The following is a 16,773-nucleotide window of genomic DNA, read 5'->3' on the forward strand; positions in this document are numbered from 1 at the left end:
TCAAATTAGGCGCAATGCCTCAGAGGTCCAGAAGCTCGAAACCACAATCGCGGCCCGGCACAAACAAGCCGCTGCACAAACGAGCCGCTACACAGGGGGTGGCCTTTGCTTTAAGTATTGGGCACGCAGGGCAGCCGAACTGCAGCCCCGCCTCGATACGAATGGGATATGACATGAAACGTGACGCGGCCTCCATCGGCGCGGCCGAACTGCGCGAGGCCCGTAACAAGAGCCGCTGGCTGTTCTGGGCCGTCGCCATCTTCAGCCTTGTGGTCAACCTCCTGATGTTGACCGGCCCGCTCTATATGATGAACGTCTACGACCGGGTCCTGGGATCGCGCTCGATCGCGACACTGGTGGCGCTGTCGGTGCTGGTGGCCTTCCTCTACGCGATGATGGGTCTTCTGGATTGGGTCCGCGGTCGAGTTATGAACCGGGTCGCGGCTCGGTTTCAGGCCCAACTCGACCAAAGGGTCTTCGCCGCGGCCTTGCGCGCCAGCGCGGGCCAACGAGCCCGGGCCGAAGCCGCGACGGCGCAGCGTGATCTCGAATCGGTGCAGCGCCTGATCGGCTCTCCGGTGCTGATGGCGAGCTTCGACCTGCCCTTCGCGCCGCTGTTCTTCTTCGGGATCTTCCTGTTCCACCCGATGCTCGGCTTTCTGGGCATGGGCGGAGCGGTGGTGCTGATCATCTTGGCTCTGGCCAACCAGCTGATGACGCGTAAGCAACTCGAAGAGGCCAACGCCACGACGTTCCGCTCCGAACAGCTCGGCACGCAGATCCGGCAGGATTCAGAAATGGTGCAAGCGCTCGGCATGCGCGGCGCCTCCTTTGGCCGGTGGAACGAAGCTCGTTCGCGGTCACTCGCCGCCTCGATTGGCGCCACGGACACGGGAGGAGGATTCTCCGCCTTCATCAAGGCGTTCCGACTGCTGCTGCAATCGGCCATGCTCGGTCTGGGGGCCTATCTCGTGCTTCAAGGCGTGATGTCGGCGGGCGCGATGATCGCTGGTTCGATCCTGCTGGGCCGGGCTCTGGCACCGATCGAGATGATCGTGAACCAATGGCCGATGTTCCAGCGCGCCCGCGAAGGCTGGGGTCGGTTGACCGTGCTCTTGGGCGAAATTCGCCCGGAAGCTCCGCGCACTACCCTGCCCCGCCCCAAGGCGCGGCTGTCATGCGAACAGGTCACCGTGTTGCCTCCGGGCGAGAACCAGGCGGCGTTGCGGATGATGAGCTTTCGGGTCGAGCCAGGTCAGGCCGTTGGCGTGATTGGCCCCTCGGGGGCCGGCAAGTCGACGCTGGCACGCGCTCTGACCGGCCTGTGGCGTCCCGCGGCGGGCAAGATCCGCCTCGATGGAGCCAGCCTCGAGCAATACGATCCCGACGTGCTTGGCAGCTATATCGGCTACTTGCCGCAGCAGGTCACCCTGTTCGACGGCACCATCAAGGAAAACATCGCCCGCATGTCGCTGACGCCCGATGACGCGGAGGTGGTGCGTGCCGCCAAGGCCGCTGCCGCCCATGAGATGATCCTCAAGCTGCCCGAAGGCTACGACACGCAGGTCTCTTCCAAGGGGGGGCGCCTCTCTGGTGGCCAGATCCAGCGGATCGGCCTAGCCCGCGCGCTCTATGGTGACCCGGTGTTCCTCGTGCTCGACGAGCCCAACTCGAACCTCGACAACGCTGGCTCGACCGCGCTCAATCTGGCGATCCGGGATGCCAAGGCCAGCGGGAAATGCGTGTTGATCATGGCCCACCGCCCAGCTGCCATCGCCGAGTGCGATCATATCCTGATGATCGAAGACGGCGGCCGCCGGGCGTTCGGCCCCAAGGACGAGGTGCTGCGCGAGACGGTGCAGAACCATCGCGAAATTGCCGCTTCGGCCCACAAGGGCGGGGGTGTGTCATGATGCGTCGCCCCATGTCCCCCGAAGACGCACCCAGCGTCTGGTCCGCCGCGCGTCCGCTGTTCGTCGGATTTCTGGGGCTTGCCGTTCTGCTCGGTGGCTTCGGAACCTGGGCCGCGCTGAGCCAGATTTCCGGCGCGGTGGTGGCCTCGGGCCGAATCGAGGTCGAGCAGAACCGACAAGTCGTGCAGCACCCCGACGGCGGCGTCGTCTCCGAGATCCTCATCGATGAAGGGGATGAGGTCGAAGCCGGACAGCTGCTGATCCGGCTCGAACCCGAACAGCTGCAATCGGAACTGGCGGTGGTCGAAGGGCAGCTTCTCGAAGTGCTATCGCGCCGGGCCCGTCTCGAAGCCGAGCGTGATGATTCCCAGAGGCTCGACTTCGACGCGTTGTTGCTCGAGACCGAGAACCCGATCGCGCCCGAGTTGATGGAGGGTCAAAGACGCCTTCAGGCGGCCCGGATCGAAAGCGAAAATCGCCAGAAGGAGCAGCTGACGCGTCAGAGAGAGCAGATCAGCGACCAGATTGCGGGCATCGAATCGCAGGAAACCGCCATTTCCCGGCAACTCGACCTTATCGAAGGCGAACTGGGCAATCAGCAGTCGCTGCTCGACCGGGGCCTCGCGCAGGCGACGCGGGTGCTGACCCTACAGCGCGAGGAAGCCGATCTGCTGGGCAGCCAAGGCGAGCTGAAAGCCACCAAGGCGCAGGCCGGCGGCCGCATCGCCGAAATCGAAATCGAGATCCTCAAGCTAGCCTCGACCCGGAGGCAGGAGGCGATCGCCCAGCTACGAGACCTGCAGTTCAACGAGATCGAGCTGTCGAACCGGCGCCGGGCCCTGCTCACCCGGCTCGATCGGCTCGACATCCGCGCTCCGGTGGGCGGTATCGTCTATGGCCTGACGGTATTCACCCCGCGCTCGGTGATCCGCGCGGCCGAGCCGGTGCTCTACATCGTGCCGCAGGACCGCCCCCTCGTGATCGCCACGCAGGTGCAGCCCACGGACATCGATCAGCTGCATCTGGGCCAGGAGGTGATCCTGCGGCTGCCCGCCTTCGATCAGCGTCGCACGCCCGAGCTGACCGGTCAGGTGATGCAGATCTCGGCCGACGCCTTTCAGGACGAGCGTCAGACAATCTCCTACTACCGGGTGGAGATCCGCCTGTCGGAGGGCGAGATCGAGAAGCTGCCTTCCGACATGACGCTGATCCCCGGCATGCCGGTCGAGGCGTTCATCCGCACCACCGACCGCTCGCCGCTGGCCTATTTCGTCAAGCCGCTGTCCGACTACTTCGCCCGCGCCTTTCGCGAGGGGTGACCTACCTTGGCGTTGTTCCTCTACCCGGCGCAGGCTAGCTTGCGCCGGGACATTTCCAGGAGAGCACCGACATGGTTGACGCCGCACATATCAACGACACGCTGACTGCAATGGGGCTGTCGCTGCCCGATGCGCCCAAACCAGCCGCCAATTACGAACCCTTCGTGATCCACGACGGGCTGCTCTACGTCTCGGGCCAGATCTCGGCGGGCCCGGACGGGCTCATCCTCGGTCGCCTTGGCGACGACATGACCACCGAGGACGGGGCCCGCGCGGCCCGGGCCTGCGCGCTGAGCCTTCTGGCACAGGCCCGCGCCGCCTGCGACGGCGATCTGGGCCGCATCGCGCGGCTGATCAAGCTCACGGGCTTCGTCGCCTGCACGCCGGAGTTCACCGAACAGCCGAAGGTGATCAACGGCGCCTCCGACCTGATGGCTGAGCTCTTGGGCGAAGCGGGCCGCCACGCGCGCGCCGCCGTGGGCGTCGCGGCGCTGCCGCTGGGCGTGGCGGTCGAGATCGAAGCCGTCTTCGCGCTCGCATGAGCCGCAGCGCCCCCGCCCTGCCCGCCGCCTTCCTCGACCGGCCCATCGCCCACCGCGCCTTTCACGGCGCGGGACGGCCCGAGAACTCGCTCTCGGCGGTGCGCGCCGCCGTCGAGGCGGGCTTTGGCATCGAGATCGACGTGCGCGCCTCGCAGGACGGCGAGGCCATGGTGATCCACGATGCCGGGCTGGAGCGGCTGACGTTGGAACGCGGCCTTGTCTCAAGCCGCGATGCGGCAGCGCTGCAGGAGATCTCCCTGATCGGCAGCGCCGACACCATTCCCACCTTGGGCGAGGTGCTCGACCTCGTGGCAGGCCGTGCGCCGCTGTTGATCGAGCTGAAAGGCCACGATTACGGCCTTGGCCCCAATGTCGGGGTGGTCGAACCGGCGGTGATACGCGCGCTCGAAGGGTATGACGGCCCGGTCGCGGTGATGTCGTTCAACCCGCATTCCGTCTCCGAGATGGCCCGCCTCGCCCCTGATCTGCCGAGGGGCCTCGTCACCTGCGACTTCGATCCCGAGGACTGGCCCGACCTCTCGCCGCGCACCGCCGCCCGGCTGCGCGAGATCCCCGATTACGATAACCTCGGCGCCAGCTTCATCAGCCACGACGCGCGCGATCTCGACCGGACCCGGGTCGCCGATCTCAGGGCGCTCGGCGCCAAGGTGCTGTGCTGGACCATCACCTCGCCCGAGGAGGAGGCCGCCGCACGGCGCTTTGCCGACAACGTGACCTTCGAAGGTTATCTTCCCGGCCCTGCCCCCGCTTGACCCGGCGCCGCGGGGGGCCAACTCTGCGCCCATGAGCCAGACAGACACGGACCCCGCGGCGGTGGTCGAGATCACCGCCCATGCCAGCCTGCGCGACATCCCCGCGCCCGAGTGGGATGGCTGCGCCTGCCCGGAGGCCAAAGAGGGCCGACCACGCGACCCCTTCACCACGCACCGGTTTCTCTCGGCGCTGGAAGATAGTGGTTCGGTCGGCCCCGGCACCGGCTGGCAACCGCACTATCTCGCAGCCCGGCGTGGGGCCGAGCTGATCGCCTGCGCGCCGCTTTATGCCAAGGGCCACAGCCAGGGCGAATACGTCTTCGACCACGCTTGGGCCGACGCCTTTGAGCGCGCAGGCGGGGACTATTACCCCAAGCTGCAGATCGCGGTGCCCTTCACCCCGGTGACGGGGCGGCGGTTGCTCACCAAGCCCGGCTTCGAGGTCGACGGCATGGCGGCGCTGGTGCAGGGCGCCGTGCAGCTCGCCGCCAATAATTCCCTTTCCTCGCTACATGTCACCTTCTGCTCACCGGCCGAGGCGGTGGCGGGCGAACAGATGGGACTGATGCGCCGCACGGGCCAGCAGTTTCACTGGATCGATGAGGGTTATGGCGACTTCGACGGCTTTCTCGCGGCGCTGTCCTCGCGCAAGCGCAAGACCATCCGCAAGGAGCGCGAGGGGGCGCGCGCCTCCGGGCTCGATATCGCGCATCTCACCGGGGACGACCTGAAGCCGCATCACTGGGACGCGGTCTGGGCCTTCTATCAGGACACCGGGCGGCGCAAATGGGGCTCGCCCTATCTCACCCGCGAATTTTTCGAGATCGCGCACGACACCCTGCGCGACGACATGCTGCTGATTCTCGCCTCGGACGCCGACCGGCCGGTGGCGGGCGCGTTGAACCTGATCGGGCGCGACACGCTGTTCGGTCGCTACTGGGGCGCGCTCGAACACCACCCGTTCCTGCATTTCGAGCTATGCTATTATCAGGCGATCGACTGGGCATTGGCGCATGGCATGCCCCGCGTCGAAGCGGGCGCGCAGGGCGAGCACAAGCTGGCGCGAGGTTATCTGCCGGTGGCGACGCAATCGCTGCACTGGATCGCGGAGCCTAGCTTTCGCGACGCGGTGGCCCGCTATCTCGAGGCCGAGCGCGTGGCGGTGGACGAGGAAATCGAGGTGCTGACGGGCTATGGCCCGTTTCGGCGCACGCGCATGGAGGATCAGGAATGACGGGCACGCTCGACGATGCGGGGCGCAAGACCCTCAGGGCCGCCGGATGGCAGGCCGAGGAGGACCGCGACGCGGTGACCAAAAGCTTTCGCTTTTCAAACTTTGTTGAAGCCTTCGGCTTCATGACACGCTGCGCTTTATGGGCCGAGAAGTTGAATCATCACCCCGAATGGTCCAACAGCTACCGCACCGTGACCGTCACGCTCATGACCCATGACGCGGATGGACTGACAGACCTCGACGCAAAGCTCGCGTCGAAGATGGACAAGCTGGCGGAGGCCTGATGCAAGACGTTCTCAACACCGAGCTATGGTCGGGCACCTCGCTCGGCGATCTTCTGACGCTCGAATTTCTCACCGCGATCCTTGGAGGCACGCTCAGCGCGATCTTCGTGCTGACGGCGGGTTTCATCATCGCGGGCTGGTTCTCGCGCCGGATCAAGGGGCTGGCCTCGCGCCATTCCAAGCTCGACCAGACGCTGTTCGACTTTCTCTCCAACATCGTCTGGTACGCCGTGGTCGGCTTTTCGGTGCTGATCGTGCTCAACACGCTCGGGGTGCGGACCACCTCGGTCGTGGCCGTCATCGGTGCCGCCGGTCTTGCCGTCGGCCTCGCCCTTCAGGGCACGCTGTCGAACGTGGCGGCGGGCGTGATGATCGTGCTGTTCCGGCCTTTCAAGCTTGGCGATTTCGTCGTCATCAATGGCCAGATGGGTACGGTGAAGGCGATCTCGCTCAACTACATCGAACTGGCCGATCTGCAGAACGTGCAGATCATCGTCCCCAACTCCCAAGTTTGGGGCAACACCATCGTCAGCTATTCGGCCAACCCGACACGCCGCGTGCAGTGGGTCTTCGGCGTGGGCTACGGCTCGAACCTCGCGGTGGCCGAGAAGACCATCATGGACACGATCATGGCCGACCCGCGCGCCATGAACGACCCCGAGCCTTTCATTCAGGTGAGCAACTTGGGCGATTTTTCGGTCGATTTCACGGTGCGGGTCTGGTGCGCCAACTCGGACGCATGGGGCTTTCAGACCGACTGCACCCGCAAGGTCAAGGAAGCGCTCGACAACGCCGGGATCGAGATCCCCTTTCCGACGCGCACCGTCCTTGGCTCTCAGCCCAAGGACGACGAAAAGCAGCGTCACGCCGCGGAGTAGTTACGCCGTCGCACCTAATGGAAAAAAAAGGGGGGCCTCGCGCCCCCCTTTTCACATCGTGATCAGATCGCCGCGGCCATGCTCTCCCCGCCCGAAATATCGCAGGTTCCGGTCGCCTCCTCGGGGTGCCAGACCTTCACCACCCCGTCCTCGGCCATCAGAGCGTAACGTTTGCTGCGCCGGATGAAGCCGCGATCGGGGTTCGAGAACTCCATACCGATGGCGGAGGTGAACGCGCAGGACGCATCGCCGAGCATGGTGATCCCCGCCTGCGCGGCCCCCGTCGCCTCACCCCAAGCCTTCATCACGAAGGGATCGTTGACCGAAAGGCAGATCACCTCGTCGACACCCTTGCCCCGCAACGCCTCCATCGCGCGGATGAAGCTCGGCACATGCGCGGTCGAGCAGGTGCCGGTGTAGGCCCCCGGCAGGCCGAAAATCACCACGCGGCGGCCTTCAAGCAGATCGCCCAGCGCAACCTTTTCCGGCCCATCGGCCCCCATCCGCAGCAGATCCGCCTGTGGCAGCCTGTCTCCAACTGTGATCGTCATGCCTGCGCGCCCTTTCGCGATTGCGGTCGATGGCAGGGGATATAGTCTGCCGCCCGCAGCCGGGCCACTGAAACCAAGGGGAGGACCGCATGTCCCATTTCGTCGTGATCGGGGCCGGACAGGCCGGATCGTCGCTCGTGGCCAAGCTGCGGGCCGAGGGCTTCGACGGGCGCATCACCCTGATCGGGGCCGAAACCGCCCCGCCCTACCAACGCCCGCCGCTGTCGAAGGCCTACCTGCTTGGGGACATGGAAAAGGCGCGGCTCTTTCTGCGGCCCGAGGCGTGGTACGCCGAGCACGACATCGACCTGCGCCTTGGGGTGACGGCAAGCGCGCTCGATGCGGGTGCCAAGACCGTGACGCTCTCGGACGGCGAAACCCTGCCCTACGAACGTTTGGCTCTCTGCACCGGCGCGCATCCGCGCCGCCTGCCCGCTGCCATCGGCGGCGATCTGGCGGGCGTCTTCACCATGCGCGATCTGCACGACGCCGACACGCTCGCCCCCGAGATGACCGAAGGCCGCCGCCTGCTGGTGGTCGGCGGCGGTTACATCGGGCTGGAGGCGGCGGCGGTGGCCGCCAAGCGCGGGCTGAAGGTCACTGTGATCGAGCAGGCCGAACGCATCCTGCAGCGCGTCGCCGCGCCCGAGACCTCGGCCTTCTTTCGCGATCTGCACGCCCGCCACGGCGTCGAGATTCGCGAGGGCGTGGGCTTGGAGCGGCTCTTGGGCGAAGGGCGCGTCACCGGCGCGCGGCTCACGGACGGCACCGAGATCGCGGCCGACTTCGCCATCGTCGGGGTGGGCGTGGCACCGGGCACGGGACTGGCGGAACCGGCGGGCCTCGCCATCGACAACGGCATCCGCTGCGACATCCACTGCCGCACCTCGGACGAGAGCATCTGGGCTGCGGGCGACTGCGCCTCGCTTTTGTGGGCCGACATGCGCATTCGGCTCGAGAGCGTCGGCAACGCCATCGACATGGCCGAGAACGCGGCGCTCAACATGCTGGGCCGTGGCGTCGAATACCGCCCCCGCCCGTGGTTCTGGTCGGATCAGTTCGACACCAAGCTGCAGATCGCGGGGCTGAACGCAGGCTGGGACGCGGTGCATGTCCGCCCCGGCGAGACGCCTGCGCAGGCGTCGCACTGGTATTACCGGGGCGACAAGCTGATCGCCGTGGACGCGATGAACGACAGCCGCGCCTATATGGTCGGCAAGCGGCTGATCGAAGCGGGCCGCTCGCCTGACCCGGCGCTTGCCACCGATCCGGCCACCGAGCTCAAGGCGCTGCTCAAATGAGGATCATCGCGGGCGCGCATCGCGGCCTAGCGCTGGCCGCCGTCGGAAAAGGCGACGCGGGGGCGCATCTGCGCCCCACCGCGGACCGGGTGCGCGAGAGCCTGTTCAACGCGCTGGTGGGCGGGCGCTACGGCGATCCGATCGAGGAGGCGCGGGTGCTCGATCTCTTCGCGGGCACTGGCGCGCTGGGGCTGGAGGCGCTGTCGCGCGGCGCGTCCCATGTCACCTTCGTCGATGACGGGCGCGTGGCGGGAAAGCTGATCCGCGAGAACGTGGCCAAGTTGCGGGCCGAGGCGTGCACCACGCATCTCAGATGCGACGCCACCCGCCTACCCGCGACCGACACCCCCGCGAGCCTCGTCTTTCTCGATCCGCCCTATGGCAAAGGGCTGGGCGCGCAGGCCTTGGCATCGGCCATCGCGGGTGGCTGGATCGCCCCCGGTGCGCTGATCGTCTGGGAGGAGAGCGCGCCGCAGCCCGCGCCCGAGGGATTCATCCCCCTCGATACGCGCCGCTACGGCGACACCCATGTCACACTTTTAGAGCGCGACAGCTAAGTCTCAGATGTCCCAAGTGGGATGAAACCGGTCGGCGGGCGACAGGGTGAAGATCTCGTTGCCCTGCGCGGTGATGCCGATGGTGTGCTCGAACTGCGCCGAGAGCGACTTGTCGCGGGTCACGGCGGTCCAGTCGTCGCCCAGCACCTTGGTCTCGGGGCGGCCTAGGTTCACCATCGGCTCAATGGTGAAGAACATGCCCTCCTCCAGCACCGGCCCGGTCCCGGGGCGGCCGTAATGCAGCACGTTGGGCGGCGCGTGGAACACCTTTCCGATGCCATGGCCGCAGAAATCGCGCACCACCGACATGCGGTTTTCCTCGACGAAGCTCTGGATCGCGTGACCGATGTCGCCGAATGTGTTGCCCGGCCGCGCGACCTCGATCCCCTTCATCAGCGCGTCATGCGTCACCTGAATCAGCCGCTCGGCCTTGCGCGGCAGCTTTCCGGCCACATACATCCGGCTGGTATCGCCATAAAAACCGTCGACGATCACGGTGACGTCGACATTGAGGATATCGCCGTCTTTCAGCTTCTTGTCGCCCGGAATGCCGTGGCAGACCACGTGGTTGACCGAGATGCAGCTGGCGTGCTGGTAGCCCTTGTAGCCGATCGTGGCGCTCTTGGCATTGGCCTGATCGATCAGGTCGGTGATGACCCGGTCGATCTCCGATGTGCGCTGCCCCACGACGACATGCTCGGCGATATCGTCGAGGATCGTGGCCGCGAGGCGCCCGGCACGGTTCATGCCCCCGAAGTCCTCGAGATCGTGGATGCGGATGCCATCACGGGTCAGGCGGCCCTTGCGTTCGTCGGCGGCGGTCTCGTCCAAAGTCATCACCTCTATCCCTTTCGTCCTGAAATAGGCCTTATGCAGAGCGGAATCCACCCGCCCGCGTGGAAATGGATGCCGCCCCGGCCTATACCTTGAAACAGCCAACCGGAGCCCGCCCCCATGACCGACCAGATGACCAACCCCACCGCCGCCATGCTCGTGATCGGGGACGAGATTCTTTCGGGGCGCACCCGCGATAGCAACATGCATCATCTGGCAAAGGAATTGACGCTGCGTGGCATCGACCTGCGCGAAAGCCGGGTCGTCTCGGACGATCACGAGATCATCGTCGCGGCGGTGCGGGCCCTGTCGGCGGCGCATGACCATGTCTTCACCTCTGGCGGCATCGGCCCGACGCATGACGACATCACCGCCGAGGCCGTCGCCGCCGCGATGGGCACGCCCATCGGCATCCGCGACGACGCGCGCGCGATTCTCGCCGCGCATTACGAGGCGCGCGGCGTTGAGCTGAACGCCGCCCGCCTGCGCATGGCGCGCATCCCCGACGGCGCCGCTCTCATCGACAATCCGATCAGCGCCGCGCCGGGGTTCAGCTTGCGCAACGTGCACGTCATGGCAGGTGTGCCGCGCATCTTCGAAGCGATGCTGGCGGGGCTCTTGCCCCGGATCCCCGGCGGGCGCCCGGTGCTGTCGCAGTCTTTCCGCATCGAGCGCGGCGAGGGCGACGTGGCCGAGTCGCTCTCGGATCTCGCCAAGGCGCATCCAATGCTGGCCATCGGCTCCTATCCGTTTTCCGAAAACGGCGTCACCGGCACCAACATCGTGATCCGCGGCAGCGACGGGGCCGAGATCGAGGCGGTGCTGGTAACGCTGTCCGAGCAATTCCCGGCGTGACGCCTGACGCGGGCTTTGCCGCGCTCGCCGCTACATGGCCGGCCCGCGCCGTGCGCGATCTCGGCCCGGTGCGGCTTCGCGACGGCGCGGGCGGCGGGTCCCGGGTCTCGGCAGCGACGCTGGAAGGGCCGTTCGAAGCGCGCGACATCGAGGCTGCAGAGGCCGCGATGCATCTAGAGGGATACACGCCCCTGTTCATGGTCCGCGCGGGCGAGGAGGCGCTCGACGCGGTGCTCGCAGCGCGGGGCTATATTTTGGCGGACCCGACGCTGATCCTCGCGGCCCCTCTCGATGCGCTCGACATCGCCGCGCCTGAGGCGGACTGGCCGCCTACCGCCGATCAGCTCGCACTTTGGGCCGATGGCGGCATTGGTCCCTCGCGCATCGCGGTGATGGAACGGGTCGCAGCACCCAAGGCCGTGCTGGACCATCCCGGCGGCTGCGCCTTCGTGGGCCGCCACGGGAGCGTCGCCATGCTGCACGCGCTTGAGGTCGCGGCCTCGGCGCGCCGCCGTGGCGTCGGTCGGGCGCTGATGGAGATGGCGGCGGGCTGGGCGCGGGCCCAAGGTGCCCTCACACTCACCCTCGCCGTGACCCGCGCCAACGCCCCGGCCCGCGCGCTCTATGCGGGCTTGGGCTACGCGGAGGTCACCTCTTACCATTACCGGCGCGGGGCGGCATGATCCGCGCGGCGCTGCTGCTGGTTCTGTGGCCCGGCATCGGCGCGGCGCTGGAGCTTCCGGTGCCGGCAGGGGCCGTGCTCACCGCCGAGACGCAACGCGAGACCGAGGACTACGCCCTGCCCATCGGCCCGGCGCAGGACGCCCCACCCCCTATGACGCCGATCACGGGTCGGATCGAGACGCGGGCTTGGCGCATCACCCCGAACGCGCCGCCCCCTGCGGGTCTGATCGCGCCGATCCGCGCGGCGCTGGAGGCTTCGGGCTTCGATATCCTGCTCGACTGTGCGGCCGAGGCCTGCGGCGGCTTCGACTTTCGCTTCGGCACCGAGGTGCTGCCACCGCCCGAGATGCATGTCGATCTTGGCAGTTTTCGGTTCCTGTCGGCGCGGCGCGATACGCCCCGAGGCCCCGAGGCGGTCAGCGCGCTGGCGAGCCGAACCGGCAACACCGGACATCTGCAGGTGATTTCGGTGACGCCCGAAGGGGCACCCCCCGTCGCCCCGTCCCCTGCCCCCCCTCCGCCCGCCGGAGAGATTGCCTCGGCGCTCTCGCGAGACGGCCATGCCGTGCTCGACGGGATCGCCTTTGCCCCCGGCGCCGCGACGCTCGGGGCGGGCGGCGGCCCTGCCCTCGCGGCGCTGGCCGCATGGCTTTCCGCCAACCCGAAGCTGCGCATCGTGCTGGTGGGCCATACCGACATGACGGGCGCGCTCGATGCCAACATCGCCCTGTCACGCCGCCGCGCCGAAGCGGTGCGCGACCGGCTCCTGCGCGATCACGGGCTGGGCCGCGAACGGATCGACGCCCAAGGGGCCGGATGGCTGGCCCCGCGCGCCACCAACGCCACAAAGGCGGGCCGCGCCGCCAACCGGCGGGTCGAAGCCGTGGTTTCCGGGGGTTGATCTTCGCCTGCCGCGTGCTTTCCTTTCACACGAAGGAGAGACGCATGGCAGGGCATTCGCACGACCATGGGCGAGGATATGGCCACGGCCACGGTTCCGGCGGCGGCCACGGCCATCACTATCACATCGACCCCGAAGCGGGCGATTGGCGCGTGGCGGGGGCGATCGCGGTCAACCTCGTTCTGACGGTGGTGCAGATCATCGGCGGCATCGTCTCGGGCAGCCTCGCGCTCATCGCCGACGCGCTGCACAACCTGTCTGACGCGGTGTCGCTGGTCATCGCCTTTGCCGCGCGCAAGATCGCCCGGCGTCCCGCCGATGCCGAAATGACCTTCGGCTACGGGCGAGCCGAGGTGGTGGCGGCGTTGGTGAACTACACCTCGCTGATCCTGATCGGGCTTTACCTTGGCTACGAGGCCATCGCGCGGTTCTTCTCGCCAGAGCCGGTGGCGGGCTGGATCATGGTCTGGGTCGCGGGTCTCGCACTCGTGGTCGATCTGGTGACGGCGGCGCTCACCTATTCGATGTCGAAGGACAGCGTGAACATCCGCGCCGCCTTCCTGCACAACCTTGCCGACGCGCTGGGCTCGGTCGCGGTCATCGTCGCGGGCGTGGCGGTGCTGGTGTTCGACTGGGCTTGGGTCGATCCGGTGGTGACGCTGGCGATCGCGGGCTACATCCTGTGGATGTCCTTCGCGCAGATCGGCGGGGTGATCCGCATCCTGATGCTCGGCGCGCCGCCCGATCTCGACACGCGCGCCGTGCTCGACCACCTGCGCGGCCTCGACGGCGTGGCCTCGGTCCACCACGTGCACCTGTGGCAAATGCAGGAGAACGCGGCCGCACTCGACGCGCATGTCTCGGTGGCCGAAGGGCGCTGGTCCGAGGCCGACGGCATCAAGGCGCGCATCAAGCACGCGCTGGGCGAAAGGTTCGGCATCGGTCACGTGACGCTCGAGATGGAATGCGCCTGCCACAGCTGCGAAGGCGCGAACGCCATCGGCCACGGATGATGGCGAACGAAAAAAGACGGCCCCCGGAGGGGCCGCCAAGTTGGAAGCGGGATGCAGGAACCGCCTCTGGGGATCACCAGGTGTCGGGGCCTTTCTCGGCAAAGACCTCGACAAGAAAATCGATGAAGGCGCGGACCTTGGGCTGCGTGAAGCGCCCCGGCGGATAGACCGCATAGACGCCCTGCGTCTCGGTGGGCAGGTTCGGGATCGCCTCTTCCACGAGACCTTTCTTGAGCGCGTCGGCGTAGAGAAAGGAGGGCAGATAGGCGATGCCAAGCCCGCCGATGCAGGCGTTGAGCAGCGATTGGCCGTCGTTGACCGTCAGCCAGCCCGCCGTGCGCACCTGCCGCTTTTCGCCCGAAGGGGCGGTCAGCTTCCACACCGCGCCGTTCGAGGCATTGGAGTAGTGCAGCAGCTTGTGCTCGTTCAGATCGTCGATCCGCGCGGGCCGCCCGTAGCGCTCGAAATAGGCGGGCGAGGCAATCATCTTCTTGGAGGTTTCGGTCAGCTTGCGGGCCCGCAGCGTGCTGTCCTCCAGCTCACCGATCCGTACCGCCATGTCGAAGCCTTCGGAGATCAGCTCCACGAAGCGGTTGTTGAGCACCATGTTGACGGTGATGTCCGGGAATTCCTGCAAGAAATCGCCCAGGACCGGACTCAGATGATTCACGCCGAAATCCGTGGCAACGGAGATCCGGAGCAGCCCCGACGGGGCCGATTGCATCGAGGTGACCAGCGCGTCGGCCTCGCCTGCGTCGTTGAGCACGCGGCGCGCCCGGTCGTAATAGGCCAGCCCGATCTCGGTCGGCGAGACCCGGCGCGTGGTGCGGTTCAAGAGCCGCGCCCCCAGCCGTGCCTCGAGCGAGGAGACATGCTTGGAGACGGCGGACTTGGAGATCCCCATCTTGCGCGCCGCGTCGGTGAACCCACCTTGGTCCACCACGGTGGCAAAGGCCTCCATCTCTGTCAGCCTGTCCATGGCCGGTCTCCACCCTATCGTTGCGGTCAGCCCCCTAACTGACGTGAGATTCGGGCATGATTGGGTCGGCGCCCTGACAATAAAGCGGTTTACCGGCGACAGGTGCGTATGCGGAAACAGCTAGAGGATGGCCGCGAGCCGCGTGCCTTGGTCGATGGCGCGCTTGGCGTCCAGCTCCGCCGCCAGATCCGCGCCGCCGATCACATGGGCCTTGATGCCGCGCAACAGCAGCGCATCGGCAAGGCTGCACTCGCTCTCCTGACCGGCGCAAAGCACGATGGTGTCGGCCTCGATCAGCCGTGGCCCCTCGGGGGTGGTGATGTGCAAACCCTGCGCGTCGATGCGGTCATAGCTTACCCCGCCCAGCATCTCGACGGCGCGCATCTGAAGTCCTGCGCGGTGCACCCAGCCGGTGGTCTTGCCAAGGCGTTTGCCCAGTTTCTCGGCCTTGCGCTGCAGCAGCGTGACACGGCGGATCGCGGGGTCGGGACGCGGCCCTTCTGGGGCGAGGCCGCCGCGCGCCACCGACGGGTCGCTCACCCCCCATTCGATGCGCCACGCGGGGGGGTCGATGGTGGTGCTGTGTCCGGTGACAAGATATTCGGCCACGTCAAAGCCGATGCCGCCTGCCCCCACCACGGCCACGCGCGGCCCGGCCTTGGCGCGGCCCGAGAGCAGATCGGCGTAGGAGATCACGTTGGCGGTGTCCTGCCCCGGAATGCCCGGATCGCGCGGACGCACGCCGGTGGCGACGATCACCTCGTCGTAGCTGGCAAGATCCTCCGCCTCCGGCGCGTGGCCCAACCGCAGATCGACGGCACTGGCGGCGATTTGGGTCTCGAACCAATCGATTAGTCCCCGGAATTCCTCCTTGCCGGGGATCGCGGCAGCATAGTGGAGCTGTCCGCCGACGCGGTCCGCCTTGTCGAACAAGGTCACCGCATGGCCGCGCTCGGCCGCCGCCAGCGCGGTCGAGAGACCCGCCGGTCCGGCCCCCACCACCGCGATGCGGCGCGGCGCCGTCACCGGCTCGAGCACCAGCTCGGTCTCGTGGCAGGCGCGTGGATTAACGAGACAGCTCGACAGTTTGCCCGAGAAGGTATGGTCGAGGCAGGCTTGGTTGCAGGCAATGCAGGGCGCAATCTGCTCCGCCTCGCCGCGCGCTGCCTTGGCAACGAAATCGGGGTCGGCAAGGAAGGGCCGCGCCATCGAGATCATGTCGGCCTGCCCCTCGGACAGAATGTCCTCGGCCACCTCGGGCGTGTTGATCCGGTTCGAGGCGATGACCGGCGCCGAGACCTCCGCGCGCAGCTTCGCGGTCAGATGCGCGAAGGCGGCGCGCGGCACGCTCGTCACGATGGTCGGCACTCGCGCCTCGTGCCAGCCGATGCCGGTGTTGAGCACATCGGCCCCGGCCTCGGTCACGGCATGGGCCAGCGCCACGATTTCGGACCATTCCTGGCCCTCGGTCACCAGATCGAGAAGTGAGATGCGGTAGATCAGCAGCTTGTCGGGACCCAGCGCCGCGCGCACCCGGGCCACCACCTCGACCGGCAGACGCATCCGATTCTCGAGGCTGCCGCCCCAGCGATCCTCGCGGCGGTTGGTGCGAGGAGCGAGAAACTGGTTGAGGAAATAGCCCTCCGATCCCATCACCTCGACCCCGTCATAGCCCGCCTCGACCGAGCGGGCGGCGGCGGTGGCGATGTCGGCGATCTGCGTCTCGATGCCGTCCTCGTCGAGCGCGGTGGGTGTAAAGGCACTGATCGGCGAGCGGATCGCCGAAGGGGCGACGCAGTGCTTGGAGTAGGCATAGCGCCCGGCGTGCAGTATCTGCATGGCGATGCGCCCACCCGCCGCGTGCACCGCACTGGTGACGCGGGCGTGGTTGGCGATGTCGGCTTCGGTGAACAGCCCCGCCGCGCCCGGGTAAACTCCGCCCTCGCGGTTGGGCGCCATGCCGCCCGTGACCATCAGACCGACGCCGCCGCGCGCGCGGGCGGCATAGAAGGCGGACACACGGTCCCAGTCGCCGGTCTCTTCAAGCCCGGTGTGCATCGAGCCCATGAGCACCCGGTTGGGCAGGGTCAGCCCCCCGAGCGTGATCGGCGACAGCAGTTTCGGATAATCGGTCATCATGGCCTCCCTCGTGGCG

General features: G+C 67.3%; 17 protein-coding genes. 13 read left to right on the forward strand and 4 right to left on the reverse strand.

Going from position 1 to position 16,773, the window contains the following annotated elements; translation table 11 throughout:
* Positions 1-173: 173 nt before the first annotated feature.
* From AADJ02_RS08270 to AADJ02_RS08300, 7 genes are all read left to right on the forward strand, one after another.
* Positions 174-1,913 carry a type I secretion system permease/ATPase gene (locus AADJ02_RS08270; protein ID WP_341212524.1) on the forward strand — a complete coding sequence of 580 codons (1,740 nt, stop codon included), beginning with the start codon at positions 174-176 and terminating at the stop codon, positions 1,911-1,913.
* A complete protein-coding gene (locus tag AADJ02_RS08275; protein WP_341212525.1) occupies positions 1,910-3,232 on the forward strand; it encodes an HlyD family type I secretion periplasmic adaptor subunit in 1,323 nt (440 codons plus the stop codon). The genes AADJ02_RS08270 and AADJ02_RS08275 overlap by 4 nt, the downstream gene beginning before the upstream one ends.
* Before the next feature lie 71 nt (positions 3,233-3,303).
* Positions 3,304-3,774: a RidA family protein gene (locus AADJ02_RS08280; RefSeq protein WP_341212526.1), complete on the forward strand. Its 471-nt coding sequence runs from the start codon at positions 3,304-3,306 to the stop codon at positions 3,772-3,774.
* Positions 3,771-4,547 carry a glycerophosphodiester phosphodiesterase family protein gene (locus AADJ02_RS08285; protein WP_341212527.1) on the forward strand — a complete coding sequence of 259 codons (777 nt, stop codon included), beginning with the start codon at positions 3,771-3,773 and terminating at the stop codon, positions 4,545-4,547. The genes AADJ02_RS08280 and AADJ02_RS08285 overlap by 4 nt, the downstream gene beginning before the upstream one ends.
* A gap of 31 nt (positions 4,548-4,578) precedes the next feature.
* Positions 4,579-5,781, forward strand: coding sequence for a GNAT family N-acetyltransferase (locus tag AADJ02_RS08290; protein ID WP_341212528.1), 1,203 nt, complete (start codon positions 4,579-4,581; stop codon positions 5,779-5,781).
* Complete coding sequence (locus tag AADJ02_RS08295) at positions 5,778-6,065, forward strand: 4a-hydroxytetrahydrobiopterin dehydratase (protein ID WP_341212529.1); 288 nt, start codon at positions 5,778-5,780, stop codon at positions 6,063-6,065. Before AADJ02_RS08290 ends, AADJ02_RS08295 begins: the two co-directional genes overlap by 4 nt.
* The gene (locus tag AADJ02_RS08300) at positions 6,065-6,943 is read left to right on the forward strand and encodes a mechanosensitive ion channel family protein (protein ID WP_341212530.1); all 879 of its coding nucleotides are present in this window, start codon (positions 6,065-6,067) and stop codon (positions 6,941-6,943) included. The genes AADJ02_RS08295 and AADJ02_RS08300 overlap by 1 nt, the downstream gene beginning before the upstream one ends.
* 62 nt (positions 6,944-7,005) lie before the next feature.
* Here AADJ02_RS08300 and AADJ02_RS08305 read toward each other — a convergent pair whose 3' ends face one another.
* Entirely contained in the window at positions 7,006-7,494 is a 489-nt protein-coding gene (locus tag AADJ02_RS08305) for a peroxiredoxin (protein ID WP_341212531.1), read from the reverse strand.
* Between the two features lie 89 nt (positions 7,495-7,583).
* On the opposite strand from AADJ02_RS08305, the gene AADJ02_RS08310 reads away from it, so the two are divergent.
* Both AADJ02_RS08310 and rsmD read left to right on the forward strand, forming a co-directional pair.
* Positions 7,584-8,795, forward strand: a complete 1,212-nt coding sequence (locus AADJ02_RS08310) for an FAD-dependent oxidoreductase (RefSeq protein WP_341212532.1) — start codon at positions 7,584-7,586, stop codon at positions 8,793-8,795.
* Positions 8,792-9,352, forward strand: coding sequence for a 16S rRNA (guanine(966)-N(2))-methyltransferase RsmD (gene rsmD / locus AADJ02_RS08315; RefSeq protein ID WP_341212533.1), 561 nt, complete (start codon positions 8,792-8,794; stop codon positions 9,350-9,352). Before AADJ02_RS08310 ends, rsmD begins: the two co-directional genes overlap by 4 nt.
* A gap of 3 nt (positions 9,353-9,355) precedes the next feature.
* On the opposite strand, the gene map is transcribed toward rsmD, so the two are convergent.
* A complete protein-coding gene (gene map / locus AADJ02_RS08320) occupies positions 9,356-10,189 on the reverse strand; it encodes a type I methionyl aminopeptidase (RefSeq protein WP_341212534.1) in 834 nt (277 codons plus the stop codon).
* Positions 10,190-10,318: 129 nt separating this feature from the next.
* On the opposite strand from map, the gene AADJ02_RS08325 reads away from it, so the two are divergent.
* Genes AADJ02_RS08325 through AADJ02_RS08340 form a run of 4 tightly spaced genes read left to right on the forward strand, consistent with a single transcriptional unit; the run spans position 10,319 to position 13,639 of the window.
* Complete coding sequence (locus tag AADJ02_RS08325; RefSeq protein WP_341212695.1) at positions 10,319-11,041, forward strand: molybdopterin-binding protein; 723 nt, start codon at positions 10,319-10,321, stop codon at positions 11,039-11,041.
* Entirely contained in the window at positions 11,038-11,724 is a 687-nt protein-coding gene (locus tag AADJ02_RS08330) for a GNAT family N-acetyltransferase (RefSeq protein WP_341212535.1), read from the forward strand. The genes AADJ02_RS08325 and AADJ02_RS08330 overlap by 4 nt, the downstream gene beginning before the upstream one ends.
* Positions 11,721-12,626, forward strand: coding sequence for an OmpA family protein (locus AADJ02_RS08335; protein ID WP_341212536.1), 906 nt, complete (start codon positions 11,721-11,723; stop codon positions 12,624-12,626). The genes AADJ02_RS08330 and AADJ02_RS08335 overlap by 4 nt, the downstream gene beginning before the upstream one ends.
* 44 nt (positions 12,627-12,670) lie before the next feature.
* The gene (locus AADJ02_RS08340; protein ID WP_341212537.1) at positions 12,671-13,639 is read left to right on the forward strand and encodes a cation diffusion facilitator family transporter; all 969 of its coding nucleotides are present in this window, start codon (positions 12,671-12,673) and stop codon (positions 13,637-13,639) included.
* 73 nt (positions 13,640-13,712) lie between these two features.
* Here the strand turns inward: AADJ02_RS08340 and AADJ02_RS08345 are convergent, their stop codons facing one another.
* Positions 13,713-14,618, reverse strand: coding sequence for a LysR family transcriptional regulator (locus AADJ02_RS08345; protein WP_341212538.1), 906 nt, complete (start codon positions 14,616-14,618; stop codon positions 13,713-13,715).
* 120 nt (positions 14,619-14,738) lie between these two features.
* The gene (locus AADJ02_RS08350; protein ID WP_341212539.1) at positions 14,739-16,754 is read right to left on the reverse strand and encodes an NADPH-dependent 2,4-dienoyl-CoA reductase; all 2,016 of its coding nucleotides are present in this window, start codon (positions 16,752-16,754) and stop codon (positions 14,739-14,741) included.
* Between the last annotated feature and the right edge of the window lie 19 nt (positions 16,755-16,773).

It is taken from the genome of uncultured Limimaricola sp., from assembly GCF_964022235.1.
Classification (GTDB): Bacteria; Pseudomonadota; Alphaproteobacteria; order Rhodobacterales; family Rhodobacteraceae; genus Limimaricola.